Origin of the sequence: Serratia sp. BNK-23 (assembly GCF_047456145.1) — a bacterium.
Classification (GTDB): domain Bacteria; phylum Pseudomonadota; class Gammaproteobacteria; order Enterobacterales; family Enterobacteriaceae; genus Serratia; species Serratia nematodiphila.
The window spans coordinates 4,252,554-4,278,240 of record NZ_CP179900.1 but is presented as its reverse complement, the minus strand read 5'-3'; the positions used below and the strand labels follow the sequence as shown (position 1 = coordinate 4,278,240).

Sequence of the window (25,687 nt, the reverse complement as noted above, 5' to 3'; positions counted from 1 at the left end):
TAAAAAAACCGGCCTGAGCCGGTTTTTTTATCAAGCAGATAACGAAATGCTTATTGCATTGCGTTGATGCGTGCAGTCAGGTTTGACTTATGACGCGCTGCTTTGTTTTTGTGGATCAGGCCTTTAGCTGCCTGACGGTCCACCAGAGGCTGCATTACCAGGAATGCATTTTGTGCTGCTTCTTTGTCGCCAGCTGCGATAGCTGCGTCTACCTTCTTGATGAAGGTACGCACCATTGAGCGACGGCTTGCGTTATGCTTGCGGCGTTTCTCAGACTGTACGGCGCGTTTCTTAGCTGATTTGATATTAGCCAAGGTCCAACTCCCAAATATATTCTATTGAGGACAATTCAAAGGCCGAGGAATATGCCCTTTTAGCCTTCGTTTGTCAATGGATTTGTGCAAATAAGCGCCGTTTGTACAGGCGGCACTCGCTACGTTGTGATGGCGCAGGATTTTACCAGCTTCGCTCTTGGGAATACAGTGTTTCGCGAGAAAATTCGCCAATGATTTGCCGCGGCGGGCGCAAGCCGTTGGCCGCGGTCGATAATCGCCCCGGCAGCGCCGGATAAACTGCGGCGAAGCCGTTTCACGCACAGATTATCTCCGGTATGGTATGTCTATTACATAAAGGCACCAATCGCGGGTTAACCTTACCGGCTGTACAAGGTATAATCCGCCGATTTCCACTGTTTTGAGCCAGCTATGGAGCTAATTCGCGGCATTCACAATATCCGGGCGCGCCACCATGGTTGCGTGCTCACCATCGGCAACTTTGACGGCGTACACCGCGGTCATCAGGCGCTGCTGGAGCAGTTGAAGCAACAAGGGCAACGCCTCGGGCTGCCGGTGATGGTCATGATCTTTGAGCCGCAGCCGCTGGAGATGTTCGCCGCAGACAAAGCGCCGGCCCGCTTGACGCGCCTGCGCGACAAGGCCAACTATCTGGCGCAGGCGGGCGTCGATTACCTGCTGTGCGTCAAGTTCGATCCGCGTTTCGCCGCCAACACCGCGCAGGCGTTCGTCGCCGAGCTGCTGGTGGAAAAACTGGGCGTCAAATTCCTGATGGTGGGGGATGATTTTCGCTTTGGCGCCGGGCGTCAGGGCGATTTTCCGCTATTGCAGCAGGCCGGAAAAGAGTACGGCTTCGAGGTGGTCAGCACCCCGACCTTCCGCGAAGGCGAGCGGCGCATCAGCAGCACCGCGATCCGCACCGCGCTGAGCGAGGACGATCTGCCGCTGGCGGAGACCCTGCTGGGCCACCCGTACAGCATTTCCGGGCGCGTGGTGCACGGCGACGAGCTGGGGCGCACCATCGGCTTCCCGACTGCCAATTTGCCGCTCAAGCGTCTGGTGGCACCGGTGAAAGGAGTGTATGCGGTGGAAGTGTACGGCCTGGGGCCGAAGCCGCTGCCGGGCGTGGCCAATATCGGCACGCGCCCGACCGTCGCCGGCGTGCGCCAGCAGCTGGAAGTGCATCTGCTGGATGTCACAATGGATCTTTACGGGCGCCATATTGAGGTGGTGCTCCGCGCAAAATTGCGCAATGAACAGCGGTTTGCTTCGCTCGATGCCCTTAAGCAGCAAATCGCCAATGATGTGGTGACGGCCCGGAAGTTCTTCGGGTTAAAAACACTGGTTTAATCGTTTACCCTAAACAATTCGAGTTGCATCGCGGCGGCAACCGCGCGAACCCCGATGAGCTTGCATAGGCAAGTGATTCGGGTGAGAAAGGGCGGCCGACAAAGATGCAGCTTGAAGTGTGACGGGTAAATAGCCGAAAACGGAAACGAGAATCTCATGAGTGACTACAAGAATACCCTGAACTTGCCGGAAACAGGGTTCCCGATGCGCGGCGATCTCGCCAAGCGCGAACCTGGCATGCTGCAACGTTGGTATGAACAGGATCTGTACGGGATTATTCGTACTGCCAAAAAGGGCAAAAAAACCTTCATTTTGCATGACGGCCCTCCGTATGCGAACGGCAGCATTCACATTGGTCACTCGGTTAACAAGATTCTCAAAGACATTATCATCAAGTCGAAAGGGATGGCCGGCTTCGACTCGCCTTATGTGCCGGGTTGGGACTGCCACGGCCTGCCGATCGAACTGAAGGTTGAGCAACTGTACGGCAAGCCGGGCGAGAAGCTGACGGCGGCCGAGTTCCGCCAGAAGTGCCGCGAGTACGCGGCCGAGCAGGTTGAAGGCCAGAAGAAGGACTTCATCCGTCTGGGCGTGTTGGGCGACTGGGATCGTCCGTACCTGACGATGGACTTCAAAACCGAAGCCAACATCATCCGCGCGCTGGGCAAGATCATCAGCAACGGCCACCTGCTGAAAGGCGCCAAGCCGGTTCACTGGTGCACCGACTGCGGCTCGTCGCTGGCGGAAGCGGAAGTGGAGTACTACGACAAGACTTCGCCGTCGATCGACGTGAGCTTCCATGCGGCCGACGCGGCTGCCGTGGCGGCCAAGTTCGGCGTGAGCCACTTCAACGGCGCCATCTCGCTGGTTATCTGGACCACCACGCCGTGGACCTTGCCGGCCAACCGCGCGATCTCGCTGCACCCGGACTTCACCTATCAGCTGGTGCAGGTTGACGGCCAGTGCCTGATCCTGGCGGCCGAACTGGTGGAAAGCGTGATGAAACGCGCCGGCATCACCGAGTGGACAGTGCTGGGCAGCTGCAAAGGTGCCGATCTGGAGCTGCTGCGCTTCAAACACCCGTTCATGGACTTCGACGTGCCGGCGATCCTCGGCGAGCACGTGACGCTGGACGCCGGTACCGGTGCGGTGCATACCGCGCCGGGCCACGGCCCGGACGACTTCGTGATCGGCCAGAAATACGGCCTGGAAGTGGCCAACCCGGTAGGGCCGAACGGCTGCTACCTGACCGGGACCTATCCACTGCTGGACGGCAAGTTCGTCTTCAAGGCCAACGATCTGATCGTCGATCTGCTGCGTGACAAAGGCGCGCTGCTGCACGTCGAGAAGTTCCTGCACAGCTATCCGTGCTGCTGGCGCCACAAGACGCCGATCATCTTCCGCGCCACGCCGCAATGGTTCATCAGCATGGATCAGAAAGGCCTGCGTCAGCAGTCGCTGGAAGAGATCAAGGGCGTGCAGTGGATCCCGGATTGGGGCCAGGCGCGCATCGAAATGATGGTGGCCAACCGCCCGGACTGGTGCATCTCGCGTCAGCGCACCTGGGGCGTGCCGATGTCGCTGTTCGTGCATAAAGAGACCGAACAGCTGCACCCGCGCAGCGTTGAGCTGATGGAAGAAGTGGCCAAACGCGTCGAGCAAGACGGCATTCAGGCCTGGTGGGATCTGGACGCGGCCGACATCCTCGGCGCGGAAGCCGCCGACTACGTGAAAGTGCCGGATACGCTGGACGTGTGGTTCGATTCCGGTTCCACCCACGCCTCGGTTGTCGACGTGCGTCCTGAATTCAACGGCCACGGCGCCGACATGTATCTGGAAGGCTCCGACCAACACCGCGGCTGGTTCATGTCATCGCTGATGATCTCCACCGCGATGAAGGGCAAGGCGCCGTACAAGGAAGTGCTGACCCACGGCTTCACCGTCGACGGCCAGGGCCGCAAGATGTCCAAGTCGATCGGCAACACCGTCAGCCCGCAGGACGTGATGAACAAGCTGGGCGGCGACATTCTGCGTCTGTGGGTGGCGTCGACCGACTACACCGGCGAGATCGCGGTGTCCGACGAGATCCTCAAGCGTTCCGCCGACTCTTACCGCCGCATCCGCAACACCGCGCGCTTCCTGCTGGCCAACCTGAACGGGTTCGAGCCGAGCACCGATTGCGTGGCGCCGGAAGACATGGTGGTGCTGGATCGCTGGGCGGTCGGCCGCGCGCTGGCGGCGCAGCAGGATATCGAGCAGGCTTACGCCAACTACGATTTCCACGAAGTGGTGCAGCGCCTGATGCAGTTCTGCTCGGTCGAGATGGGCTCCTTCTACCTGGATATCATCAAGGATCGTCAGTACACCGCCAAGAGCGACAGCGTCGCTCGCCGCAGCTGCCAGACCGCGCTGTATCACATCGTGGAAGCGCTGGTGCGCTGGATGGCGCCGATCATGTCGTTCACCGCAGATGAGATCTGGGGCTTCATGCCGGGCAAACGCGCGCAGTACGTGTTCACCGAAGAGTGGTACGACGGCCTGTTCGGGCTGGCGGAAGGCGAGCCGATGAACGACGCTTTCTGGGCTGAGCTGCTGAAAGTGCGCGGCGAAGTGAACAAGGTGCTGGAGCAGGCGCGTGCGGACAAACGCCTCGGCGGTTCGCTGGAAGCGGCGGTGACGCTGTATGCCGACAGCGAGTTGGCGGCGCGTCTGAACAGCCTGCAGGATGAGCTGCGCTTTGTGCTGCTGACCTCTGCGGCAAGCGTTGCGCCATTGGCGGATGCGCCGGCCGATGCGCAGGCCTCCGAGCTGTTGAAAGGGCTGAAGATCGCCTTCAGCACAGCGCCAGGTGAGAAGTGCCCGCGCTGCTGGCATTACACCACCGATATCGGCCTGGTGGCGGAGCATGCAGACATCTGCGGCCGCTGTGTGAGCAACGTCGCCGGTGACGGCGAGAAGCGTAACTTTGCCTGAGAACTTGCGCCTGATGAGTAAACCAATTTGTTCGACCGGCCTGCGTTGGCTGTGGGTTGTGGTGGCGGTGCTGGCGCTGGATTTCGGAAGCAAACAGTGGATCCTCGCTAACTTTACGCTGGGCCAGTCCCAGCCGTTGATCCCGTCGTTCAACCTGTTTTACGCGCGCAACTACGGCGCCGCGTTCAGCTTCCTGGCCGACCATGGCGGCTGGCAGCGCTGGTTCTTTGCCGGCATCGCCATCGCCATCGTCGCGGTGCTGCTGGTGATGATGTACCGCAGCACCGCGCAGCAGAAGCTGAACAACATCGCCTACGCCTTTATTATCGGCGGGGCGTTGGGCAACCTGTTCGATCGCCTGTGGCACGGTTTCGTGGTCGACTTCATCGACTTCTACGTCGGTGATTGGCACTACCCGACCTTTAATCTGGCGGACAGCTTTATCTGCGTGGGTGCGGCGATGATCGTGCTGGAAGGTTTCCTGTCGCCGGCGAGCAAAGGCGCAAAGAGTAAAGGTGAGTAATATGACGGCTCAGGTTATCAGTGACAGCGCGGTGCTGGTTCACTTCACGCTGAAACTGGAAGACGGTTCGACCGCCGAATCCACCCGCAGCAGCGGCAAACCGGCGCTGTTCCGCCTGGGTGACGGCAGCCTGTCGGCGCCGCTGGAAGAGCAACTGCTCGGCCTGCGCGCGGGCGACAAGTGCGCCTTTACCCTGCAGCCGGAAGCGGCGTTCGGCGCGGAGAACCCGGATCTGGTCCAGTTCTTCTCGCGCCGCGACTTCGCGGAAACCGGCGTGCCGGACGTGGGCACCATCATGCTGTTTACCGCCATCGACGGCAGTGAAATGCCGGGCGTGGTGCGCGCAGTGGCGGAAGATTCGATCACCGTCGATTTCAACCATCCGCTGGCGGGTCATCCGGTGACCTTCGACATCGAAGTGCTGGAGATCGATCCGCAGCAGGAGGAGACGCATGCAAATATTGCTGGCTAACCCGCGCGGCTTCTGCGCCGGGGTTGATCGTGCGATCAGCATCGTGGAACGCGCGCTGGAGCTGTATGGCGCGCCGATCTACGTGCGACATGAAGTGGTGCACAACCGCTACGTGGTCGACAGCCTGCGTGAGCGCGGCGCGGTGTTTATCGAAGAGATCGCCGAAGTGCCGGACGGCTCTATCCTGATCTTTTCGGCGCACGGCGTGTCTCAAGCCGTGCGCGCCGAAGCCAAGGCGCGCGATCTGACCATGCTGTTCGACGCCACCTGTCCGCTGGTGACCAAGGTGCATATGGAAGTGGCGCGCGCCAGCCGCCGCGGCACCGAAGCGATTCTGATCGGTCACGCCGGGCACCCGGAGGTGGAAGGCACCATGGGCCAGTACAGCAATCCGCAGGGCGGCATGTACCTGGTCGAGTCGCCGGATGACGTGTGGAAGCTGCAGGTGAAAGACGAAAACAACCTGTGCTTCATGACGCAGACCACGCTGTCGGTGGATGATACCTCGGACGTGATCGACGCGCTACGTCAACGCTTCCCGAGCATTATCGGTCCGCGCAAGGATGACATTTGCTACGCCACCACCAACCGTCAGGAAGCGGTGCGCAACCTGGCCGGCGATGCGGACGTGGTGCTGGTGGTGGGGTCGAAGAACTCCTCCAACTCTAACCGTCTGGCGGAACTGGCGCAGCGCGTTGGAAAACCGGCTTATCTGATCGATTCGGCGGCGGATATTCAGGAAAGCTGGCTGAGCGAAGCGCGCAATATTGGCGTTACCGCCGGCGCCTCGGCACCGGATGTGCTGGTGCAGGAGGTGATCTCCCGCCTGAAAGCGCTGGGCGGCCTGGACGTGCATGAAATCAGCGGGCGTGAAGAGAACATCGTGTTCGAAGTGCCGAAAGAGCTGCGCGTGGACGTCCGTCAGATTGACTGAGGTGCGTGAGTGAATGACAACGGGGAGCTTAGGCTTCCCGTTTTTTTTGGAATGCCAACGGCATTGAAAATAAAATGCTGAGTATATTCAAATTTTCTGCTAACTAAAGTCAAATTTATTCTGAGTATTTGAAATAGCGGTGGCGTCATTAATTATATAGGCTGAATGAAGTCATTAAATAGAATATCATTAGGCTGCAATCTAAATAGGGCCTGGTGTCGTCAACGTGATTACAATAATTACAATAGTAGTCTTGCAGATGTTTCTTATTTTATTCTTGTCGAATCTGTTCTAGGTCGTTTAATCCTTTCTCCTTTAAATAGAGCTTCATATGCTCCAGCAATCGCCGGACTTTTAATGGCTGGATCTCCCGTCTCGGCATAATGGCATAGCAATTAATTTCCGGTAATCGCCAGTCGGGCAATATTTCAATCAGCTCGCCGCTGCGCAACTCTCGTTCAACGTTGGCGAAGAAATTGCGAATGATGCCTTTGCCGGTCAGCGCCAGCTCCTTCATCGCCATGCCGCTGTTGGTGAACAGTCGCCCGGTCATGCGCATGCGGTGCTCGCCGCCGTCGCGATGGATCAGGCGAACAAACTGCGGATTGCCGAGCGGCGTAAAGGTGACCCAATGATGATGGGTCAGCGCCTGAGGCGAATCCGGCACCCCGTGGTGTGCCAGATAGGCCGGGGACGCGCACAGCACTTCGCGGCAGCGCGCCAGCCGCGTTGAGACGTAGCTGGAGTCAGCCAGCGCGCCGCCGCGTATTGCCAGATCGATGCGTTGCGCGATGAGGTCTATTCTCTCATCGTGGATTTCCAACCGCAGCGTGATGCGCGGGTGTTCGTCGAGGAAGCTCTGCAGCGCCGGCACCAGATAATGGGTGGCGAATTCGGTCGAGGTGGCGACGCGCAGTTCACCGACCAGCTCACCGCGCAGCGCGGCGATCCGCTGTTGCCCGCGCTCGGCGGCGTGGATCATCAGCAGACAATCTTCATAAAAGCACAATCCGGCTTCGGTCAGGCTCAATGAGCGCGTCGATCGCAACAGTAATTGAATGCCCAGATGTTCCTCCAGCTGGCGAATATGCTGGCTGACGGCCGATGTCGTCATGCCCAATTCTTTTGCCGCCATGCTGAATGCGCCACAATCGACCACTTTTGAGAAAATGGCCATGCGTTTTAAAATATTGCTCATAGTTTGTTAAGCACAACTTAACCTAGATTGTGATTTATACGGGCTAATAATATAGCACCATCTTTCCTATATTGCCTGAAGCATATAAACGACGGGCTGATTATTATTTTGCATGCGTTTTATCTCTTTTTGATAAATCTTATTGCGCTTGCCAATAATACACCCGCGCCACATCGCAACAGGAGCTCATTGTGGATAGCGCACAGAAAAAAGAAGAAATAGCATTAAAAATCCTACGTGAATTATTGCAATATCGACGTCGCCTCATCGCCGACGATGCTTCTCTGGCTGAAGAAGAGCGGCAGGTCACTCAGGTGCAATTGCCGCGCATTCGGGCATTCATTGAAAACGACCAGCGCATCGAATTCGTGCTGCCGGCTTTTCCGACCAAGTCACCCAACGCCAATAAGGTGATAGGCGCGGTGCCGGACATGGCGGAGCGGCTGTCGCTGATCTTCCTCAACTCGCTGTGCCAGCGTATTCAACTCTATTACCCGCCGGGCGCGCATATCGTTATCTGTTCCGACGGCCACGTGTTCGGCGATCTGATCCGCGTCAGCGACGAAGCGATCAACCATTATCAACGCGAGATTGAAAGCCTGCTGCATGAAGTGGGCGCAACCCACCTGAGCGTGTTCAACCTCGGCGATGTCAAAGGCCTGGCGGAGCATACCGATGACTACGATCTGCTGCGCCGGCTGTTGGTGGACGGTTATGCCGAATCGGAAGAGGCGATCAAGCGCCAGCTGATGCAGGACGAGCAGGGATTAATGCTGTATCGCGCCATCACGCGCTTCTTGTATGAAGACAGCCTCCTGCCGGGCTACAGCGGTTCCAACGCCGCGCTGCAAAAAGACGCCAAACGGCGCGCCTGCGGCGTTATCCAGCGCAGCTGGGCCTGGGGCAACCTGCTGGCCCAGCATTTCCCGGCGGCGATCCGCCTGTCGATTCACCCGCAGCCGGCCGACAGCCTGAAGATAGGCATCCACATGATGCCGACCAAAGACGACTGGCTGACGCCGTGGCATGGCGTGGCAGCCAACGTGAACGGCCAGTTCGTGCTGATGAAGCGTAAAGATGCGCAGAGCCTGGACGGCGAATTGGTGGAGATCCGCGGCACGCCGAGCCATTACCTGATCGAACAACCGCAGATGGCCTGAGGCCGCTGCAGGCTTTTGCGCCCGAAATCCTGGCGGACGCGTTTTGACGGCACGTTGCCGTGTGAGCAGCACATTCGATGCAAGGAGAATCACCGATGAATAACCAACCGCTTAATTGCCATATTCAACCGAATACCCCGTTCGGCGCGATCCTGACGCCGCAGCATCCGGGGCAAAAGATCGGCGAACTGCCGGTGGCAGCGCTGCGGGCGCTGGCGCAGGAGCATCACTTGCTGGTGCTGCGCGGATTCGACTCCGGTTTTAGCGATGGGGAGGTTTTGACGCGCTACGCCGAGCAGTGGGGCGAGATCATGATGTGGCCGTTTGGCGCGGTGCTGGACGTGAAGGAACATCCGGACGCCAAGGATCATATTTTCGACAGCAGCTACGTCCCGCTGCATTGGGATGGCATGTATAAGCCGACCATCCCCGAGTTCCAGTTATTCCACTGCGTGGCGGCGCCGTCGCCGGACGAAGGCGGATGCACCACCTTCGTCGACACCACGCGCTTGCTGGCCAATGCGGACGAAGCGTTGCTGGAGCAGTGGCTGTCGGTCTCGATCACCTACCGCATCAAGCAGGTGGTGCACTACGGCGGTGAAGTCTGTTCGCCGCTGGTGGTGCAGCACCCGAACGGCAGGGGCTTGATCATGCGCTACAATGAACCGCCGACGGAGGGGAAAAAATTCCTCAATCAACATGCGCTGGAATATCACGGCGTGCCGGAACAACAGCAGGAACAGTTCCACCACACTCTGCAGCAGCATCTGTACGATCCGCGTCACTATTATGCCCACCAATGGCAACAGGGCGACGTGGTGGTGGCGGACAACTTCTCGCTGTTGCACGGCCGCGAGGGCTTTACCGCCCGTTCCGCGCGTCATTTGCAGCGCGTGCATATTCAAAGCAATCCGGTGTGCGCCAATCTGGCGCTGAAGCCGGCCAACGCAGAAGCTTAAAAGGAGCATTATGGCAAGGATACTGATGGCGGCGGTCGCCACTCCGGGGCACGTCTACCCGATGTTAGCTATCGCTCGCCACCTGATTGCCCAAGGGCATCAGGTGCGGGTGATGACCGGCGCGCTGTTCCGCGAACGCGCCGAGGCGGCGGGCGCGAGCTTCGTGCCGTTCGACGCGCAGGTGGATTTCGATTACCGCCACCTGGAGCAGCACTTCCCCGAGCGCGCCGCCCTGCCGCCGGGCAATGCACAGATGGCGCTGGCGCTGAAAGATTTCTTCGCCGCGCCGATCCCGCTGCTGGATCGGCAACTGCGTGCGACTATCGCTGCCGAAGACACCGATCTGCTGATGGTGGAGAACTGCTTCTACGGCGTGCTGCCGCTGCTGCAGTCTGCCGAACGGCCGCCGGTCTTCGGTATCGGCGTTACGCCGCTGTCGTATTCTTCGCGCGATGCTATTTTTTATGGCCCGCGCATCCCGCCGGCGCTGCTGCCGCAGGCGTTGACCCGTGAGCAGTTGGTGGATGAAGAAACGCGCGTGCTGCTCGATGAAGTACAGCAGAGCTTCGATGCGGCGCTGGTGCAGGCGGGCGGGCGGGCGCTGGATCGCCCGTTCACCGACGCGCTGATCGGCGGCTGCGAGCGTTTCCTGCAGCTGGCTACCACGGCGCTGGAATATGAGCGCGACGATCTGCCGAGCGGCGTGCGCTTCGTCGGCCCGCTGCGCAGCGGCGGCCAGCCGGCGTCGGAAGAGACGCTGTGGGAGGCGGACGACCGCCGGCCGCTGGTGATCGTGTCTCAGGGCACGTTGGCCAATGTCGATTTGCATCAGCTGATCGTGCCGACGCTGCAGGCGCTGGCGCATCTGCCGGTGCGGGTGTTGGCCACCACCGGCGGGCGGGCGACGGAAGGACTGATGGACGCGCTGCCGGCCAATGCCAGAGTGCGGGAGTTTATCTCCTTCGAACGCTGGTTGCCGGAGACGGCGCTGCTGATCACCAACGGCGGTTACGGCTCGATCAACTATGCGCTGAACAGCGGCGTGCCGCTGATCGTCGCCGGCACCGGCGAAGACAAACTGGAGGCGGCCGCGCGCGTGGTCGCCGCCGGCTGCGGCATCAGCCTGCACACCAGCACGCCAAGCCCTGAACAGATCCTGGCGGCGGCGACGCGCATTCTGCAGCAGCCGATCTATCGCCAGCGCGCGGCGCTGGTGCGTGAGGACTATGCCCGCCACGATGCGCTGACGGCGATCGCCAACGAAGTGGCCGCCATTACCGCCTGACATCGCCGCACTCCGTTCCTCAGGCGCCGTTTTCGGCGCCTTTTTTCTGCATTTTTTTGCCATGGAAACTGCATGATTATGTACAATCGTCGCAGGCCGCCAAATCGGTTGAATGTTAATCTCACGACAGCGCCGCTGATGAAAACGGGGGAATATCATAATTTTCTAATTATGAAATGAATCCTCTGGCGGCGCTGCAGCGGGGCAGTTACCCTGAATCGATAGCCTAATGGGATAGGCGTCAAATCAAGAAGAGAGCAAGCATGAGTGATTCACAAATCCGCATTGCGATTGCGGGCGCCGGCGGCCGGATGGGCCGTCAGTTGATCCAGGCGGTGCAGCAGGCGGAAGGCGTGGTGTTGGGCGCGGCGTTGTCGCGCCCGGGTTCAAGCCTGATCGGCGTCGATGCCGGCGAGTTGGCGGGCATTGGCGCGCTGGGCGTCAAGGTAAGCGACAGCCTGGAGAAAGTGGCGAGCGAGTTCGACATTTTGATCGACTTCACCCGCCCGGAAAGCACGCGGAACTACCTGGATTTTTGCGTGGCGCACCACAAGGCGATGGTGATTGGCACCACCGGCTTCGATGACGCGGGCAAGCAGGCGATCCGCGCTGCAGCGCAGCATATCGGCATCGTGTTCGCCGCCAACTTCAGCGTCGGCGTCAACCTGGTGCTGAAACTGCTGGAGAAGGCCGCGCAGGTGATGGGCGACTATACCGATATCGAAATCGTCGAGGCGCACCACCGCCACAAAGTGGATGCGCCGTCGGGCACGGCGTTGGCGATGGGCGAAGCGATCGCCGGCGCGCTGGGGCGCGATCTGAAAAGCTGTGCGGTCTATGCGCGCGAAGGCCATACCGGCGAGCGCGATCCGAAGAGCATCGGCTTTGCCACCATTCGCGCCGGCGACATCGTCGGCGAGCATACCGCGATGTTCGCCGACATCGGTGAACGGGTGGAAATTACCCATAAGGCTTCCAGCCGCATGACTTTTGCCAGCGGTGCGGTGCGCGCGGCTGCCTGGCTGCATAACCGGGATAAAGGTTTATTTGATATGCGAGACGTGTTGAATTTGGACCAGTTATAATTGATTTGCATACCATCGTGATGTGGTTGTATTGATCATAATGCTATGATAATCGGGCAATAATTTTATTGTCCTTTTTTTTAACATGATAAATATCATGTTGATTTTATTTCATTGCCAAAGCTGTTATTTGTCTGTGTTTACTTTGCTAATCATCTCCTTTTTTTCCACCCTCGGCTTTTTCAGCGTCTTTTTTGTCCCATTCCGGCGCTATTTTCCGTCATTCTTCCCCGCAACCGTTTTCCAGCCCCGGTTTTCTGTGTTTTTATCGCCGCTCAAGCCGCATGAGCGCCGAGAACTGCAAAAATAAAACAAAAAACGGCAGTTTGGGTAGACAAGCCAGGCACTCATCATTAAAATGCGCCCAATTTGCCAAAAATTGGCCTCGCGGACGGTTTTTGCATTGATTTAGATCGCGATATCTGAATTAATATGCAAATATTGTGATTGATTATTCCTTGGAGGGTGTTTTGATAAAGTCAGCGCTATTGGTTCTGGAAGACGGAACCCAATTCCACGGTCGGGCCATCGGGGCAGAGGGAACGGCAGTGGGGGAAGTGGTCTTCAATACGTCGATGACCGGTTATCAAGAAATCCTCACTGATCCTTCCTATTCCCGCCAGATCGTTACTCTTACTTATCCTCATATCGGCAATGTCGGCACCAATGCTTCCGACGAAGAATCCTCCGCAGTACACGCCCAAGGCCTCGTCATTCGCGACCTCCCGCTGATCGCCAGCAACTACCGCAACGAAGAAAGCCTGTCCGACTACCTCAAGCGTCACAACATCGTGGCGATCGCCGATATCGATACCCGCAAATTGACCCGCCTGCTGCGCGAGAAGGGCGCCCAGAACGGCTGCATCATCGCCGCCGATTCGCCGGACGCCGCGCTGGCCCTGGCCAAGGCGCAAGGTTTCCCGGGGTTGAAGGGCATGGATCTGGCGAAAGAGGTCACCACCCAAGAGGCCTACAGCTGGCAGCAAGGCAGCTGGACGCTTGAAGGCGACCTGCCCGAAGCCAAAACCGCCGCGGAACTGCCGTTCCACGTGGTGGCTTACGACTACGGCGCCAAGCGCAACATCCTGCGCATGCTGGTGGATCGCGGCTGCCGCCTGACCGTGGTGCCGGCGCAGACCCCGGCCGACGAGGTGCTGAAAATGAATCCGGACGGCATCTTCCTGTCCAACGGCCCGGGCGATCCGGAGCCGTGCGACTACGCCATCACCGCCATCAAACAGTTCCTGGAAACCGACATTCCGGTGTTTGGCATCTGCCTGGGCCACCAGCTGCTGGCGCTGGCCAGCGGGGCGAAAACCATGAAGATGAAGCTCGGCCACCACGGCGGCAACCACCCGGTGAAGGATCTGGACAACAACACCGTGATGATCACCGCGCAGAACCACGGCTTTGCGGTAGATGAGAACAATCTGCCGGCGAACCTGCGTGTGACGCACAAATCGCTGTTCGACCACACGGTGCAGGGCATTCACCGCACCGACAAAGCGGCGTTCAGCTTCCAGGGCCACCCGGAAGCCAGCCCAGGCCCGCACGACGCCGCGCCGCTGTTCGATCACTTTATCGAACTGATTGAGACTTACCGTTCTAACGCCAAATAATCAGGAGCAGTAAAAAATGCCAAAACGTACAGACATAAAAAGCATCCTGATCCTCGGCGCTGGCCCGATCGTTATCGGCCAGGCGTGTGAGTTCGACTACTCGGGTGCCCAGGCGTGTAAAGCGCTGCGCGAGGAGGGTTACCGCGTCATTCTGGTCAACTCCAACCCGGCGACCATCATGACCGACCCGGAAATGGCCGATGCGACCTACATTGAGCCGATCCACTGGGAAGTGGTGCGCAAGATCATCGAAAAAGAGCGCCCGGATGCGGTGCTGCCGACCATGGGCGGCCAGACGGCGCTGAACTGCGCGCTGGAACTGGAGCGTCAGGGCGTGCTGGCCGAGTTCGGCGTTACCATGATCGGCGCCACCGCCGATGCGATTGACAAGGCCGAAGACCGTCGCCGTTTCGACGTGGCGATGAAGAAAATCGGTCTGGATACCGCGCGTTCCGGCATCGCGCACACCATGGAAGAAGCGCTGGCGGTGGCCGCTGACGTCGGCTTCCCGTGCATCATCCGTCCTTCCTTTACCATGGGCGGCACCGGCGGCGGCATCGCCTACAACCGCGAAGAGTTCGAAGAGATCTGCGAACGCGGTCTGGATCTGTCGCCGACCAACGAGCTGCTGATCGACGAATCGCTGATCGGTTGGAAAGAGTACGAGATGGAAGTGGTGCGTGATAAGAACGACAACTGCATCATCGTCTGCTCCATCGAAAACTTCGACGCCATGGGCATCCACACCGGCGACTCGATCACCGTCGCGCCGGCCCAGACCCTGACCGACAAGGAATACCAAATCATGCGCAACGCCTCGATGGCGGTGCTGCGTGAGATCGGCGTCGAAACCGGCGGCTCCAACGTGCAGTTCTCGGTCAACCCGAAAACCGGCCGCCTGATCGTTATCGAAATGAATCCGCGCGTGTCGCGCTCTTCGGCGCTGGCGTCGAAAGCCACCGGCTTCCCGATCGCCAAGATTGCCGCCAAGCTGGCGGTGGGCTACACCCTCGATGAGCTGATGAACGACATCACCGGCGGCCGCACCCCGGCGTCGTTCGAGCCGTCCATCGACTACGTCGTGACCAAGATCCCGCGCTTCAACTTCGAGAAGTTCGCCGGCGCCAACGATCGCCTGACTACCCAGATGAAGTCGGTCGGTGAAGTGATGGCCATCGGCCGCACCCAGCAGGAGTCGCTGCAGAAAGCGCTGCGCGGTCTGGAAGTGGGCGCCACCGGTTTCGACCCGAAAGTGAGCCTGGACGATCCGGAAGCGCTGACCAAAATCCGCCGCGAGCTGAAAGACGCCGGTTCCGACCGCATCTGGTACATCGCCGACGCCTTCCGCGCCGGTCTGTCGGTCGACGGCGTGTTCAACCTGACCAACGTCGACCGCTGGTTCCTGGTGCAGATTGAAGAGCTGGTGCGCCTGGAAGAGCAGGTGGCCGACGCGGGCATCAACGGCCTGAACCAAGAGTTCCTGCGCACCCTGAAGCGCAAAGGCTTCGCCGATGCGCGTCTGGCCAAGCTGGCCGGCGTCGCCGAGAGCGAAATTCGCAAGCTGCGCCACAGCTACGGCCTGCATCCGGTCTACAAGCGCGTGGATACCTGCGCGGCGGAATTCGCCACCGACACCGCCTACATGTACTCCACTTATGAAGAAGAGTGCGAGTCCAATCCGACCAACGACCGGCCGAAAGTGATGGTGCTGGGCGGCGGGCCGAACCGTATCGGCCAGGGCATCGAGTTTGACTACTGCTGCGTGCACGCTTCGCTGGCGCTGCGTGAAGACGGCTACGAGACCATCATGGTCAACTGTAACCCGGAAACCGTCTCCACCGACTACGACACCTCAGACCGCCTGTACTTTGAGCCGGTAACGCTGGAAGACGTGCTGGAAATCGTGCGCATAGAGAAGCCGAAGGGCGTAATCGTGCAGTATGGCGGCCAGACTCCGCTGAAGCTGGCACGCGAGCTGGAAGCCGCAGGCGTGCCGGTTATCGGCACCAGTCCGGACGCCATCGACCGCGCCGAAGACCGCGAGCGCTTCCAGCAGGCGGTCAACCGTCTGGGCCTGAAGCAACCGGCCAACGCCACCGTCACCGCCATCGAACAGGCGGTGGAGAAGGCGGCGGCCATCGGCTATCCGCTGGTGGTGCGTCCTTCCTACGTGCTGGGCGGCCGGGCGATGGAAATCGTTTACGACGAAACCGACCTGCGCCGCTACTTCCAGACCGCGGTCAGCGTGTCCAACGATGCGCCGGTGCTGCTGGATCGCTTCCTGGACGATGCGGTGGAAGTGGACGTCGATGCCATCTGCGACGGCGAGCGCGTGCTGATTGGCGGCATCATGGAGCACATCGAGCAGGCGGGCGTGCACTCCGGCGACTCCGCGTGTTCGCTGCCGGCGTACACCCTGAGCCAGGAAATTCAGGACGTGATGCGTCGTCAGGTGGAAAAACTGGCGTTCGAGCTGCAGGTGCGCGGCCTGATGAACGTGCAGTTCGCGGTGAAAGACAACGAAGTCTACCTGATTGAAGTCAACCCGCGCGCCGCGCGCACCGTGCCGTTCGTCTCCAAAGCGACCGGCGTGCCGCTGGCCAAAGTGGCCGCGCGCGTGATGGCGGGCAAAACGCTGGCCGAGCAGCGCGTGACCGAAGAGATCATCCCGCCGTACTATTCGGTGAAAGAAGTGGTGCTGCCGTTCAACAAATTCCCGGGCGTCGACCCGATTCTGGGGCCGGAAATGCGCTCTACCGGGGAAGTGATGGGCGTGGGCCGCACCTTCGCGGAAGCCTTCTCCAAAGCGATGCTGGGCAGCAACTCGGGCATGAAGAAGCAGGGCCGCGCGCTGCTGTCGGTGCGCGAAGGCGATAAAGCCCGCGTGGTCGATTTGGCCGCCAGCCTGCTGAAGCAGGGCTTCGAGCTGGACGCCACCCACGGCACCGCGGTGGTGCTGGGCGAAGCGGGCATCAACCCGCGCCTGGTCAACAAGGTGCACGAAGGGCGTCCGCACATTCAGGACCGTATCAAGAACGGCGAGTACACTTACATCGTCAACACCACGGCAGGCCGTCAGGCGATTGAGGACTCCAAGCTGATTCGCCGCAGCGCACTGCAGTACAAGGTGCACTACGACACCACGCTGAACGGCGGCTTCGCCACCGCGATGGCGCTGAAAGCGGATCCGACCGAGCAGGTGACGTCGGTGCAGGAAATGCACGCGCGCATCGGCAAGTAACCGCGCGATAACGCAACGTAAGGGGCGCTGCAGATGCAGCGCCCTTTTTTATTCAGCGAATTTGTCGGCTGGCGTTAAAAATTTCCGCTATCAATCAGTGGGCAAACTGTCACTCTGTGTGATTGGTATATGCTTGGTGTATTGGCAAGGAACGAAGGAACGACGATAACAATGATTCTCATAATTTATGCTCACCCGTATCCCCGGCATTCGCATGCCAATCACCGCCTGCTGCAGGCGGTGAAGGATCTCCCCGAGGTGGAGGTGCGCTCGCTGTATGAGCTGTACCCCGATTTCAATATCGACATCAACGCCGAGCAGCGGGCGGTGGAGCGCGCCGACCTGGTGGTGCTGCAACATCCGATGCAGTGGTACAGCTTCCCGCCGTTGTTGAAGCTGTGGATCGACAAAGTGCTGGAGCACGGCTGGGCCTACGGCCACGACGGCAATGCGCTGGTGGGTAAAGACTGCCTGTGGGCGGTGACCAGCGGCGGTGACGAGCACCACTTCGAGCTGGGCGACTTCCCCAACTTCGCCGCGCTGGCGCAGCCGCTGCAGGCCACGGCGATCTATTGCGGCATGAACTGGCAGCCGTACTTCGCCGTGCACAACACCTTTACCTGCAACGAACCGGCGCTGATCGCCGCCGGCGAAGCCTACCGCCAGCGGTTGGTCGACTACCTGATGGAACATGCCGAAGCGGAAACCCGGGAGGCCAGCCATGGATAATCACCACATGATGATCGAGGGGCTGATCTATCTCGGTTCCGCCGCGCTGTTCGTGCCGATTGCGGTGCGCCTGGGGCTGGGTTCGGTGCTCGGTTACCTGATCGCCGGCTGCATTATCGGTCCCTGGGGGCTGAAGCTGGTGTCGGATGCCGAGTCTATCCTGACCTTCGCCGAGATCGGCGTGGTGCTGATGCTGTTTATCATCGGCCTGGAGCTGGATCCCAAACGGCTGTGGACGCTGCGCGCCTCGGTGTTCGGCGGCGGCAGCATTCAGATGGTGGGCTGCGGCCTGGCGCTGAGCGCCTTCTGCTACTTCCTCGGCCTCAACTGGAAGGTGGCGCTGCTGATTGGCCTGACGCTGGCGCTCTCATCCACCGCCATCGCCATGCAGGCGATGAGCGAACGCAATCTGACGCCGTCGCCGATCGGCCGCAGCGCGTTTGCGGTGCTGCTGTTCCAGGATATCGCGGCGATCCCGCTGGTGGCGATGATCCCGCTGCTGGCCAGCAGCGGCGCCACCACCACGCTGGGCGCTTTCGTACTGTCGGCGGCCAAGGTGGTGGGCGCGTTGACGATGGTGGTGCTGCTTGGCCGCTACGTCACCCGCCCGCTGCTGCACTTCGTCGCCCGTTCGGGCATGCGCGAAGTGTTCAGCGCCGTGGCGCTGTTCCTGGTGTTCGGCTTTGGCATCCTGCTGGAGATGGCCGGGTTATCGATGGCGATGGGGGCGTTCCTCGCCGGGGTGCTGCTGGCGAGCTCGGAATACCGCCACGCGCTGGAGAGCGATATTCAGCCGTTCAAGGGATTGCTGCTGGGGCTGTTTTTCATCGGCGTCGGCATGTCGATCGACTTCGGCACGCTGTTCCATCATCCGTTGCTGATCGCCTCGCTGCTGCTGGGCTTTATGCTGATCAAGGCGGCGTTGCTGTGGCTGATTGGGCCGCTGCTCGGCGTGCCGAAGCGCCAGCGCGGCCTGTTCGCCATTCTGCTGGGGCAGGGCAGTGAGTTCGCCTTCGTGATTTTCAGCGCCGCACAGCTGGCCGGCGTCTTGCCGGTTGAGTGGGCCAAGTCGCTGACGCTGGCGGTGGCGCTGTCGATGGCGGCCACCCCGCTGCTGTTGGTGATCGCCGCGCAGCTGGAGAAAAATGCGCCGAAAGAGGATCGCCCGGCTGACGTCATTGATGACGAGAATGCCAGCGTGATCATCGCCGGCTTCGGCCGTTTCGGCCAGATCGCCGGTCGTTTGTTATTGGCCAACGGCGTGCACACCGTGGTACTGGATCACGATCCGGACCATATCGAAACGCTGCGCAAATTCGATACCAAGGTGTTCTACGGCGACGCCACGCGCGCCGATCTGCTGGAGGCCGCCGGCGCCGCTCACGCCAAGGTGCTGATCAACGCCATCGACGACGTGGAAGACAGCCTGGCGTTAACCGAGCTGGCCAGGCAGCACTTCCCGCATCTTAAGGTGGTGGCGCGGGCGCGCGACGTCGATCATTGGTATCAGCTGCGGCAGCTGGGGGTGGAAAAACCGGAGCGCGAAACCTTCGAAAGCTCGCTGCGCGTCGGCCGTGAAACGCTGGAGTTGCTGGGGCTGGACGCCTATGAGGCGCGCGAGAAAGCGGACACGTTCCGTCGCTATAACCTGAAGATGCTGGAAGATACGCTGGATAATTACCAGGATACTGAATTCCGTATCGCCAGCCTGCAGCGGGCCAAGGAGATGCTCAGCGCGGCCATCGAGCAGGATCAGAATCGGCTGGCGCGGGTGCAGCAGACCGGCTGGCGCGGCAGTATCGACGGCAAGGCGCCGGAGGATGAAGTGGTGGAAGCCAAAGGATAAGGGGAGGGGCGCCGTGATGGCGCCCCTTTTTTTGCTTAGCTCAGCGCGACCTTGATGCCTAAGGCGATCAACATGCCGCCCAGCAATTTGTCGACGATCTTCTGCGTCTTTTCCAGCCCGCGGCGCACCGGCCCGCTCTGGATCAAAAATACCAGCAGCGGCCACCAGATGACCGACAGGCCGAGAATAATCCCCGCGTACCACAGCTTGTCACCCAGACCGGAATCGATCTGCAGCACCTGGGTGAAGACCGCCAGGAAGAACAGGGTGGCTTTCGGATTCAGCAGGTTGCACAGGTAGCCTTGCGCAAAGGCGCTCTTCAGGCTGACCTGCTGCTGCGGCAGATTGCTGACGTTCATTTTGCCGCCGCCGCGCGACAGCAGCGCCTGGATGCCGATCCACACCAGATAGACCGCCCCGGCGTATTTCAGCAGGTTGAACAGCCACGGCGTGGTGGTGATCACCACCGCCAGCCCGGCGACGCAGTAGGACATGTGGGTGGCGACGCCACAGATCACGCCGAAGGCGGTCATCATGGCGGCCAGCCGCGGGTAGCGGGCGGCGTTTTTGATCACCAGGAAAAAATCCGGGCCGGGGGAGAGCATGCCGAGGGCGGCAATGCCGGCGACGAACAACGAAGTTTCAAGCATGGGAGACGTCTCGCGCAAAAGGCAGCAATCTGGCGATAATAACGCCGCTTCCTCTGATGCGCATCAACCCAATGAGGTATTGTTAGGCTCTATGATAATAATTCATCTACCGCCCGCGACGGAGCACCATGCAGCAGACTACCGCCACAGACAGGCCGGAACCGCACCGGCAACAGCGTGAAATCACCCGACTGTGCATTCAATGCGCGTTGCTGCTGTTGCAGCACGGCGCCGAGAGCACGGTGGTGGAACAGTTATCAACTCGCCTGGGACTGGCGCTGGGCATGGACAGCGTGGAAAGCTCGATCTCCGCCAATGCGGTGGTATTGACCACTCTTAGCCATGGTGCCTGTCTGACCACCACCCGTAAGAACGTCGATCGCGGCATCAATATGCAGGTGGTGACCGAAGTGCAGCATATCGTGATCCTCGCCGAGCATCGCCTGGCGGATGCGCACGACGTGGCGCGCCGCTTTGAAAGGATCCGGCCGCTGCGCTACCCGCGCTGGCTGGTGGTATTGATGGTGGGGCTGTCCTGCGGGTGCTTCAGCATGCTCAACGGCGGTGGCGGCGACGCCTTCCTGGTGACCTTTATCGCCAGCGGCACGGCGATGTTGGTACGCCAAATCCTCACCGCCCGCCAGATGAATCCGCTGATCAATTTCTGCCTGACGGCATTTGTCGCGACGTCGATCTCCGGACTGCTGCTGCGCCTGCCGGCGTTTAAAGACACCTCGAGCGTGGCGATGGCCGCCAGCGTGCTGCTGCTGGTGCCGGGCTTCCCGCTGATCAACGCGGTGGCCGACATGTTCAAGGGGCATGTGAATACCGGGCTGGCGCGCTGGGCGATGGCCAGCCTGCTGACGCTGGCGACCTGTATCGGGGTAGTGATGGCGATGTCGCTGTGGGATCTGCGGGGGTGGTCATGAATCTGCTGTGGGCCTTGTTGCAGGAGATGCTGTTGGCGGCGGTGCCGGCGCTGGGCTTCGCCATGGTGTTTAACGTGCCGCTGCGTGCGCTGCGCTATTGCGCATTGCTCGGGGCTATCGGGCGCGGTTCGCGCATGCTGATGATGCATGCCGGCATGAACATCGAGTGGGCCTCGCTGCTGGCGGCGATCCTGATCGGCATCATCGGCATTTACTGGTCGCGCTGGCTGCTGGCGCACCCGAAGGTGTTCACCGTGGCGGCGGTGATCCCGATGTTCCCCGGCATTTCCGCCTATACCGCGATGATAACTGTGGTGGAGATCTCGCATCTGGGCTACAGCGAGGCCTTGATGGAGACCATGATCACTAACTTCCTCAAGGCCAGTTTTATCGTCGGTGCCTTGTCGATCGGCCTGTCGTTACCGGGCCTGTGGCTGTACCGCAAACGCCCCGGCGTGTGAAATTTCCCGGCGGAAGAACGTTGGTTATTAGATATGCTGATAAGAGCTATCTTATATATTCATCTTGCTTGATTAGCCTATCGACGGCACTCAGGCCTTTACGTATAGTGTCACCAATTTTGCTGCCTACACAGGGTTAAACAATGATTATCAGCCTGATCGCTGCCTTGGCGGCGGATCGCGTTATTGGCATGGAAAACGCCATGCCGTGGCACCTGCCGGCGGACCTTGCGTGGTTTAAACGCAACACGTTGAATAAGCCGGTTATTATGGGCCGCAAGACCTTCGAGTCCATCGGCCGCCCGCTGCCGGGCCGCCACAATATCGTTTTGAGCAGCCGCCCGGGCAGCGAAGCCGGGGTGACCTGGGTAACCTCGCTGGATGAGGCGCTGGCCGCCGCGGGCGACGTGGAGGAAGTGATGGTGATCGGCGGTGGGCGCATCTATACCCAGTTGCTGCCGCGCGCCGACCGTCTGTACCTGACGCACATCGACGCCGAAGTCGGCGGCGATACCCACTTCCCGGATTACGAGCCGGACGAGTGGGAAACCACGTTCAGCGAGTTCCACGACGCCGACAATCTGAACTCGCACAGCTACTGTTTCGAAATCCTGCAGCGCCGCTGATCTCAGCGCGTTAGCCAGTTATCCCCGGGGGCGCAAGCAATTGCGCCCCCGGTCTTTTTACGCCGGTCATTCGTAACCTTTCCGTCACATTACCTGATTAGTATGAAGCCCAACTCCGAGCGCCACGGCAACTCTGGTGAATCTTGACCGCGGCGCCATAACTAAAAAGGTAACCACGTTATGACCAAGCAAATTGAGCAATTAGACGCCGACCGCCTGATCGATCCCACTCGCCGCAAGCTGTTGCTCGGCAGCGCCGGCGCCGTCGGCCTGGCCGGCTTTCTCGGCGGTGGCATCTGGTCGGTCTCCGCCGAGGCGTTGGCCGAGGATCTGCCACCGAACAGGCTGCTGGGCTTTCAGGGCATCGCCGCATCTATCGCCGACGAGGTGACCATCGCGCCGGGCTACCGCGCGGAGGTGCTGATCTCCTGGGGCGAGCCGCTGGTGGACGGCGCGCCGGCCTTCGATCCGCAGGGCAACAACAGCGCCGCCGATCAGGAAAAACAGTTTGGCGACAACAATGACGGCATGAGCTTCTTCCCTATTGATGACAATCACGGCGTGATGGCCATCAATAACGAATACGTCAACGAACAGTATCTGTTCGCCCACGGCGGCGCCAAAGCCACCAGCCTGGAAGAGGTGCGCAAATCGCAGGCGGCGCACGGCGTCTCCATTGTGGCGGTCAAGCGGGTTGGCGACGGCCAGCGCTGGGAGGTGGAGCGCCCGTCGCGCTATAACCGCCGCATCACCGCCAACAGCGAAATGCAGTTCAGCGGCCCGGCCGCCGGGCACTCGCTGCTGCAGACCGCCGCCGATCCGAGTGGCCGCAAGGTGTTGGGCACCTTCGGCAACTGCGCCAACGGCAAGACGCCGTGGGGCACCTATCTGACCTGCGAGGAAAACTTCGATACCTATTTCGGTACCCGTCAGGCCGATTATCGCACCACGCCAGAACAGAAGCGCTACACGCTGAAGGCCAGCGAACCGGAGCGCAACTGGCCGGACTATGACGAGCGTTTTGATGTGGCGAAGAATCCCAACGAATTCAACCGCCACGGCTGGATTGTCGAGATCGATCCGTTGAATCCGACCTCGACGCCCATCAAGCACACTGCGCTCGGCCGTTTCAAACATGAAAACGCGGCGGTGACCGTGGCCAAAGACGGCCGTCTGGTGGTGTATATGGGCGACGACGAGCGCGGCGAACATATCTATAAGTACGTCTCCAAAGGCGTGGTCGACGCCGCCAATCCGGCCAACAATCGCACGCTGTTGGACGAGGGGACGCTATACGTGGCGCAGTTCGACGGCGATGAAGCCGGCACACCGCTGAAGGGCAAAGGGCGCTGGATTGCGCTTGAGTTCGGCAAGAACGGCCTGACGCCGGAGAACGGTTTCCGCGATGAGGCCGAAGTGCTGATCTTCGCCCGCAAGGCGGCGCAGCAGGTCGGCGCCACCAAAATGGATCGCCCGGAGTGGATCGCGGTGAACCCGCATGACGGCCGCGCGTACTGTACGCTGACCAACAACAGCAAGCGCGGTGAGGAAGGGATGCCGCTGAACGCCGCCAACCCGCGGCCTAACAATATCTATGGCCAAATCATTCGCTGGGACGAGGGCGGCGACGCCACCGCCGACGTCTTCGCCTGGGACATCTATGCGCTGTGCGGCAACCCGATCGCCCACCCCGAAGGCGTCAACCGCGGCACGCCGAACATCACGGCGGAAAATACCTTCAACAGCCCGGACGGGCTGGGCTTCGATCGCGCCGGCCGCCTGTGGATCCTCACCGACGGCAAGTACAGCAACAAGGGCGATTATGTCGGGCAGGGCAACAACCAGATGCTGGTGGGCGATCCGGTCAGCGGTGAGATCCGCCGTTTCATGGTGGGGCCGAAGTCCTGCGAACTGACCGGCATCACTTTCACCCCGGACTACAAGACGATGTTCGTCAACGTGCAGCATCCGGGAGAAGAGGGCGATTCGCACTTCCCGAACAACAGCCCGCGCCCGCGCTCATCGGTATTGATGATCACGCGTGAAAATGGCGGGGTGATTGGGGCGTAAGGCGATAATATAGAAAACAAAGGCGGCCACGGGGCCGCCTTTGTATTTTCAGGATGCGGCTAATCTGCCGGCGTGGTCAGACGCCTCGCCGCGATTGGCGGGCTGCGTGAAGTAACGGCGGTCTTCCCAGCGCAGCATCGTCAAGTCGCCGCCCCAGCAACAGCCGGTATCCAGCCCGATCACGCCTTCCGGCGTGCCCTTGCCTTCGAGCGAGGCCCAGTGGCCGAAGATGATGGTGTATTCCGGGTCCACCAGGCGCGGCAGTTCGAACCACGGCTTCAGCGGCGCCGGCGCGCTGCCCGGCGCATCTTTGCAGATCATGTCGAGCTGGCCGTTGGGGAAGCAGTAGCGCATGCGCGTGAACGCATTGGTGCTGAAACGCAGGCGCGCCAGGCCGCTCAGCTCCGGCGCCCAGTTGTTCGGCATGTCACCGTACATGGCGTCGAGGAACAGCGGATAGCTGTCGCTGCTCAATACCGCTTCCACTTCGCGCGCGCACATTTTCGCGGTGTCGATATCCCACTGCGGGGTGATGCCGGCGTGCGCCATCACCAGCTTTTGCTCATCATCCACCTGCAGCACCGGTTGGCGGCGCAGCCAGTTGATCAGCTCGTCGGCGTCCGGCGCTTCCAGCAGCGGGGTGATGCGATCTTTGGGTTTGTTGCGGCTGATGCCGGCGTAGACCGCCAGCAGGTGCAGATCGTGGTTGCCCAGCACCATGCGCACCGCCGGACCGAGCGAGCGCACGTAGCGCAGCACGTCCAGCGAGGCGGGGCCGCGCGCCACCAGATCGCCGGTCAGCCACAGTTGATCGCGCTCGGGATCGAACGCAACCTGAGCCAGCAGCGACTTCAGTTCATCGAAACAGCCGTGAACGTCGCCGATAAGGTATGTCGACATAATTAATGGATCAGCGTTGGAATGGCTAAGCGAAACACGGGAATAGCGGTGCGGAACGGCTGACCCTGATGGTCAACCATTTCGTAATGGCCTTCCATGGTGCCCAGCGGCGTTTCCAGAATGGCGCCGCTGGTGTACTGAAACTCTCCGCCGGGCGGAATGACGGGCTGTTCGCCGATCACGCCTTCGCCCTGGACTTCGGTTTGGCGGCCGTTGCTGTTGGTGATCAGCCAGTAACGACCCAGCAGTTGCACGTTGGTCCGCCCCAGATTGCGGATGGTGATGGTATAGGCGAAGACGTAACGCTCTTCTTCAGGGATCGACTGTGATTCCACATAGATGCTCTGAACCTGAATACACACGCGGGGCGAATCAATCATGACA

The 25,687-nt window shown here is 60.4% G+C and carries 22 protein-coding genes; 17 read left to right on the top strand and 5 right to left on the bottom strand.

Annotation, left to right across the window (positions count from 1 at the left end; all coding sequences use genetic code 11):
* Positions 1–50: 50 nt before the first annotated feature.
* The gene (gene rpsT, locus ACMGF9_RS20350; protein ID WP_004932960.1) at positions 51–314 is read right to left on the bottom strand and encodes a 30S ribosomal protein S20; all 264 of its coding nucleotides are present in this window, start codon (positions 312–314) and stop codon (positions 51–53) included.
* Positions 315–704: 390 nt separating this feature from the next.
* On the opposite strand from rpsT, the gene ribF reads away from it, so the two are divergent.
* The 5 genes from ribF to ispH all read left to right on the top strand — a co-directional run bounded on the left by ribF (position 705) and on the right by ispH (position 6,545).
* Positions 705–1,643 carry a bifunctional riboflavin kinase/FAD synthetase gene (gene ribF, locus ACMGF9_RS20345; RefSeq protein ID WP_060558553.1) on the top strand — a complete coding sequence of 313 codons (939 nt, stop codon included), beginning with the start codon at positions 705–707 and terminating at the stop codon, positions 1,641–1,643.
* Between the two features lie 156 nt (positions 1,644–1,799).
* Entirely contained in the window at positions 1,800–4,616 is a 2,817-nt protein-coding gene (gene ileS, locus ACMGF9_RS20340) for an isoleucine--tRNA ligase (RefSeq protein WP_015376613.1), read from the top strand.
* Positions 4,617–4,629: 13 nt separating this feature from the next.
* A complete protein-coding gene (gene lspA, locus ACMGF9_RS20335) occupies positions 4,630–5,139 on the top strand; it encodes a signal peptidase II (RefSeq protein WP_004932951.1) in 510 nt (169 codons plus the stop codon).
* A 1-nt stretch (position 5,140) separates the two neighbouring features.
* The gene (gene fkpB, locus ACMGF9_RS20330) at positions 5,141–5,611 is read left to right on the top strand and encodes an FKBP-type peptidyl-prolyl cis-trans isomerase (RefSeq protein WP_004932949.1); all 471 of its coding nucleotides are present in this window, start codon (positions 5,141–5,143) and stop codon (positions 5,609–5,611) included.
* Positions 5,592–6,545 (top strand): 4-hydroxy-3-methylbut-2-enyl diphosphate reductase, encoded by a 954-nt coding sequence (gene ispH / locus ACMGF9_RS20325; protein WP_004932946.1) that lies wholly within the window; start codon positions 5,592–5,594, stop codon positions 6,543–6,545. The genes fkpB and ispH overlap by 20 nt, the downstream gene beginning before the upstream one ends.
* 271 nt (positions 6,546–6,816) lie before the next feature.
* Here ispH and ACMGF9_RS20320 read toward each other — a convergent pair whose 3' ends face one another.
* The gene (locus ACMGF9_RS20320) at positions 6,817–7,722 is read right to left on the bottom strand and encodes a LysR family transcriptional regulator (RefSeq protein ID WP_021505363.1); all 906 of its coding nucleotides are present in this window, start codon (positions 7,720–7,722) and stop codon (positions 6,817–6,819) included.
* Between the two features lie 212 nt (positions 7,723–7,934).
* Here ACMGF9_RS20320 and pvcA point away from each other — a divergent pair, with 212 nt between their 5' ends.
* The 8 genes from pvcA (at position 7,935) to kefC (ending at position 19,667) form a co-directional block, all read left to right on the top strand.
* Positions 7,935–8,903 carry an L-tyrosine isonitrile synthase gene (gene pvcA, locus ACMGF9_RS20315; RefSeq protein ID WP_004932937.1) on the top strand — a complete coding sequence of 323 codons (969 nt, stop codon included), beginning with the start codon at positions 7,935–7,937 and terminating at the stop codon, positions 8,901–8,903.
* Between the two features lie 95 nt (positions 8,904–8,998).
* A complete protein-coding gene (locus ACMGF9_RS20310; protein ID WP_004932933.1) occupies positions 8,999–9,862 on the top strand; it encodes a TauD/TfdA dioxygenase family protein in 864 nt (287 codons plus the stop codon).
* Between the two features lie 25 nt (positions 9,863–9,887).
* A complete protein-coding gene (locus ACMGF9_RS20305; protein WP_160125757.1) occupies positions 9,888–11,147 on the top strand; it encodes a glycosyltransferase in 1,260 nt (419 codons plus the stop codon).
* Positions 11,148–11,410: 263 nt separating this feature from the next.
* Positions 11,411–12,232 carry a 4-hydroxy-tetrahydrodipicolinate reductase gene (gene dapB / locus ACMGF9_RS20300; RefSeq protein ID WP_021505361.1) on the top strand — a complete coding sequence of 274 codons (822 nt, stop codon included), beginning with the start codon at positions 11,411–11,413 and terminating at the stop codon, positions 12,230–12,232.
* Between the two features lie 470 nt (positions 12,233–12,702).
* Positions 12,703–13,851: a glutamine-hydrolyzing carbamoyl-phosphate synthase small subunit gene (gene carA, locus ACMGF9_RS20295; protein WP_004932920.1), complete on the top strand. Its 1,149-nt coding sequence runs from the start codon at positions 12,703–12,705 to the stop codon at positions 13,849–13,851.
* A 16-nt stretch (positions 13,852–13,867) separates the two neighbouring features.
* The gene (gene carB, locus ACMGF9_RS20290) at positions 13,868–17,092 is read left to right on the top strand and encodes a carbamoyl-phosphate synthase large subunit (protein ID WP_414160384.1); all 3,225 of its coding nucleotides are present in this window, start codon (positions 13,868–13,870) and stop codon (positions 17,090–17,092) included.
* Between the two features lie 171 nt (positions 17,093–17,263).
* Positions 17,264–17,821, top strand: coding sequence for a glutathione-regulated potassium-efflux system oxidoreductase KefF (gene kefF, locus ACMGF9_RS20285; RefSeq protein ID WP_160125732.1), 558 nt, complete (start codon positions 17,264–17,266; stop codon positions 17,819–17,821).
* Positions 17,814–19,667, top strand: a complete 1,854-nt coding sequence (kefC, locus tag ACMGF9_RS20280; protein ID WP_033651689.1) for a glutathione-regulated potassium-efflux system protein KefC — start codon at positions 17,814–17,816, stop codon at positions 19,665–19,667. The genes kefF and kefC overlap by 8 nt, the downstream gene beginning before the upstream one ends.
* A gap of 35 nt (positions 19,668–19,702) precedes the next feature.
* Here kefC and ACMGF9_RS20275 read toward each other — a convergent pair whose 3' ends face one another.
* Positions 19,703–20,317, bottom strand: a complete 615-nt coding sequence (locus tag ACMGF9_RS20275; RefSeq protein ID WP_015376619.1) for a LysE family translocator — start codon at positions 20,315–20,317, stop codon at positions 19,703–19,705.
* A 128-nt stretch (positions 20,318–20,445) separates the two neighbouring features.
* Between ACMGF9_RS20275 and ACMGF9_RS20270 the strand changes: the two genes are divergently transcribed.
* From ACMGF9_RS20270 to ACMGF9_RS20255, 4 genes are all read left to right on the top strand, one after another.
* Complete coding sequence (locus ACMGF9_RS20270) at positions 20,446–21,246, top strand: threonine/serine ThrE exporter family protein (RefSeq protein WP_015376620.1); 801 nt, start codon at positions 20,446–20,448, stop codon at positions 21,244–21,246.
* Positions 21,243–21,707 (top strand): threonine/serine exporter, encoded by a 465-nt coding sequence (locus tag ACMGF9_RS20265; RefSeq protein ID WP_015376621.1) that lies wholly within the window; start codon positions 21,243–21,245, stop codon positions 21,705–21,707. The genes ACMGF9_RS20270 and ACMGF9_RS20265 overlap by 4 nt, the downstream gene beginning before the upstream one ends.
* Before the next feature lie 143 nt (positions 21,708–21,850).
* Positions 21,851–22,333, top strand: a complete 483-nt coding sequence (gene folA, locus ACMGF9_RS20260) for a type 3 dihydrofolate reductase (protein WP_016929122.1) — start codon at positions 21,851–21,853, stop codon at positions 22,331–22,333.
* A 180-nt stretch (positions 22,334–22,513) separates the two neighbouring features.
* Entirely contained in the window at positions 22,514–24,403 is a 1,890-nt protein-coding gene (locus ACMGF9_RS20255; protein ID WP_015376622.1) for a PhoX family protein, read from the top strand.
* 48 nt (positions 24,404–24,451) lie between these two features.
* Here the strand turns inward: ACMGF9_RS20255 and apaH are convergent, their stop codons facing one another.
* Both apaH and apaG read right to left on the bottom strand, forming a co-directional pair.
* Positions 24,452–25,303, bottom strand: a complete 852-nt coding sequence (apaH, locus tag ACMGF9_RS20250; RefSeq protein WP_015376623.1) for a bis(5'-nucleosyl)-tetraphosphatase (symmetrical) ApaH — start codon at positions 25,301–25,303, stop codon at positions 24,452–24,454.
* Between the two features lie 2 nt (positions 25,304–25,305).
* A complete protein-coding gene (gene apaG / locus ACMGF9_RS20245; RefSeq protein ID WP_015376624.1) occupies positions 25,306–25,683 on the bottom strand; it encodes a Co2+/Mg2+ efflux protein ApaG in 378 nt (125 codons plus the stop codon).
* Positions 25,684–25,687: the final 4 nt, after the last annotated feature.

What these genes read in the sequence shown, in the direction of transcription:
- ACMGF9_RS20265 (WP_015376621.1), top strand. Translation starts at nt 21,243, where the DNA reads ATGAATCTGCTGTGGGCCTTGTTGCAGGAGATGCTGTTGGCGGCGGTG.
- ACMGF9_RS20270 (WP_015376620.1), top strand. Translation starts at nt 20,446, where the DNA reads ATGCAGCAGACTACCGCCACAGACAGGCCGGAACCGCACCGGCAACAG.
- fkpB (WP_004932949.1), top strand. Translation starts at nt 5,141, where the DNA reads ATGACGGCTCAGGTTATCAGTGACAGCGCGGTGCTGGTTCACTTCACG.
- lspA (WP_004932951.1), top strand. Translation starts at nt 4,630, where the DNA reads ATGAGTAAACCAATTTGTTCGACCGGCCTGCGTTGGCTGTGGGTTGTG.
- kefF (WP_160125732.1), top strand. Translation starts at nt 17,264, where the DNA reads ATGATTCTCATAATTTATGCTCACCCGTATCCCCGGCATTCGCATGCC.
- ACMGF9_RS20320 (WP_021505363.1), bottom strand. Translation starts at nt 7,722, where the DNA reads ATGGCCATTTTCTCAAAAGTGGTCGATTGTGGCGCATTCAGCATGGCG.
- ribF (WP_060558553.1), top strand. Translation starts at nt 705, where the DNA reads ATGGAGCTAATTCGCGGCATTCACAATATCCGGGCGCGCCACCATGGT.
- ACMGF9_RS20275 (WP_015376619.1), bottom strand. Translation starts at nt 20,317, where the DNA reads ATGCTTGAAACTTCGTTGTTCGTCGCCGGCATTGCCGCCCTCGGCATG.
- folA (WP_016929122.1), top strand. Translation starts at nt 21,851, where the DNA reads ATGATTATCAGCCTGATCGCTGCCTTGGCGGCGGATCGCGTTATTGGC.
- kefC (WP_033651689.1), top strand. Translation starts at nt 17,814, where the DNA reads ATGGATAATCACCACATGATGATCGAGGGGCTGATCTATCTCGGTTCC.
- apaG (WP_015376624.1), bottom strand. Translation starts at nt 25,683, where the DNA reads ATGATTGATTCGCCCCGCGTGTGTATTCAGGTTCAGAGCATCTATGTG.
- ileS (WP_015376613.1), top strand. Translation starts at nt 1,800, where the DNA reads ATGAGTGACTACAAGAATACCCTGAACTTGCCGGAAACAGGGTTCCCG.
- apaH (WP_015376623.1), bottom strand. Translation starts at nt 25,303, where the DNA reads ATGTCGACATACCTTATCGGCGACGTTCACGGCTGTTTCGATGAACTG.
- ispH (WP_004932946.1), top strand. Translation starts at nt 5,592, where the DNA reads ATGCAAATATTGCTGGCTAACCCGCGCGGCTTCTGCGCCGGGGTTGAT.
- carB (WP_414160384.1), top strand. Translation starts at nt 13,868, where the DNA reads ATGCCAAAACGTACAGACATAAAAAGCATCCTGATCCTCGGCGCTGGC.
- ACMGF9_RS20305 (WP_160125757.1), top strand. Translation starts at nt 9,888, where the DNA reads ATGGCGGCGGTCGCCACTCCGGGGCACGTCTACCCGATGTTAGCTATC.
- ACMGF9_RS20255 (WP_015376622.1), top strand. Translation starts at nt 22,514, where the DNA reads ATGACCAAGCAAATTGAGCAATTAGACGCCGACCGCCTGATCGATCCC.
- dapB (WP_021505361.1), top strand. Translation starts at nt 11,411, where the DNA reads ATGAGTGATTCACAAATCCGCATTGCGATTGCGGGCGCCGGCGGCCGG.
- ACMGF9_RS20310 (WP_004932933.1), top strand. Translation starts at nt 8,999, where the DNA reads ATGAATAACCAACCGCTTAATTGCCATATTCAACCGAATACCCCGTTC.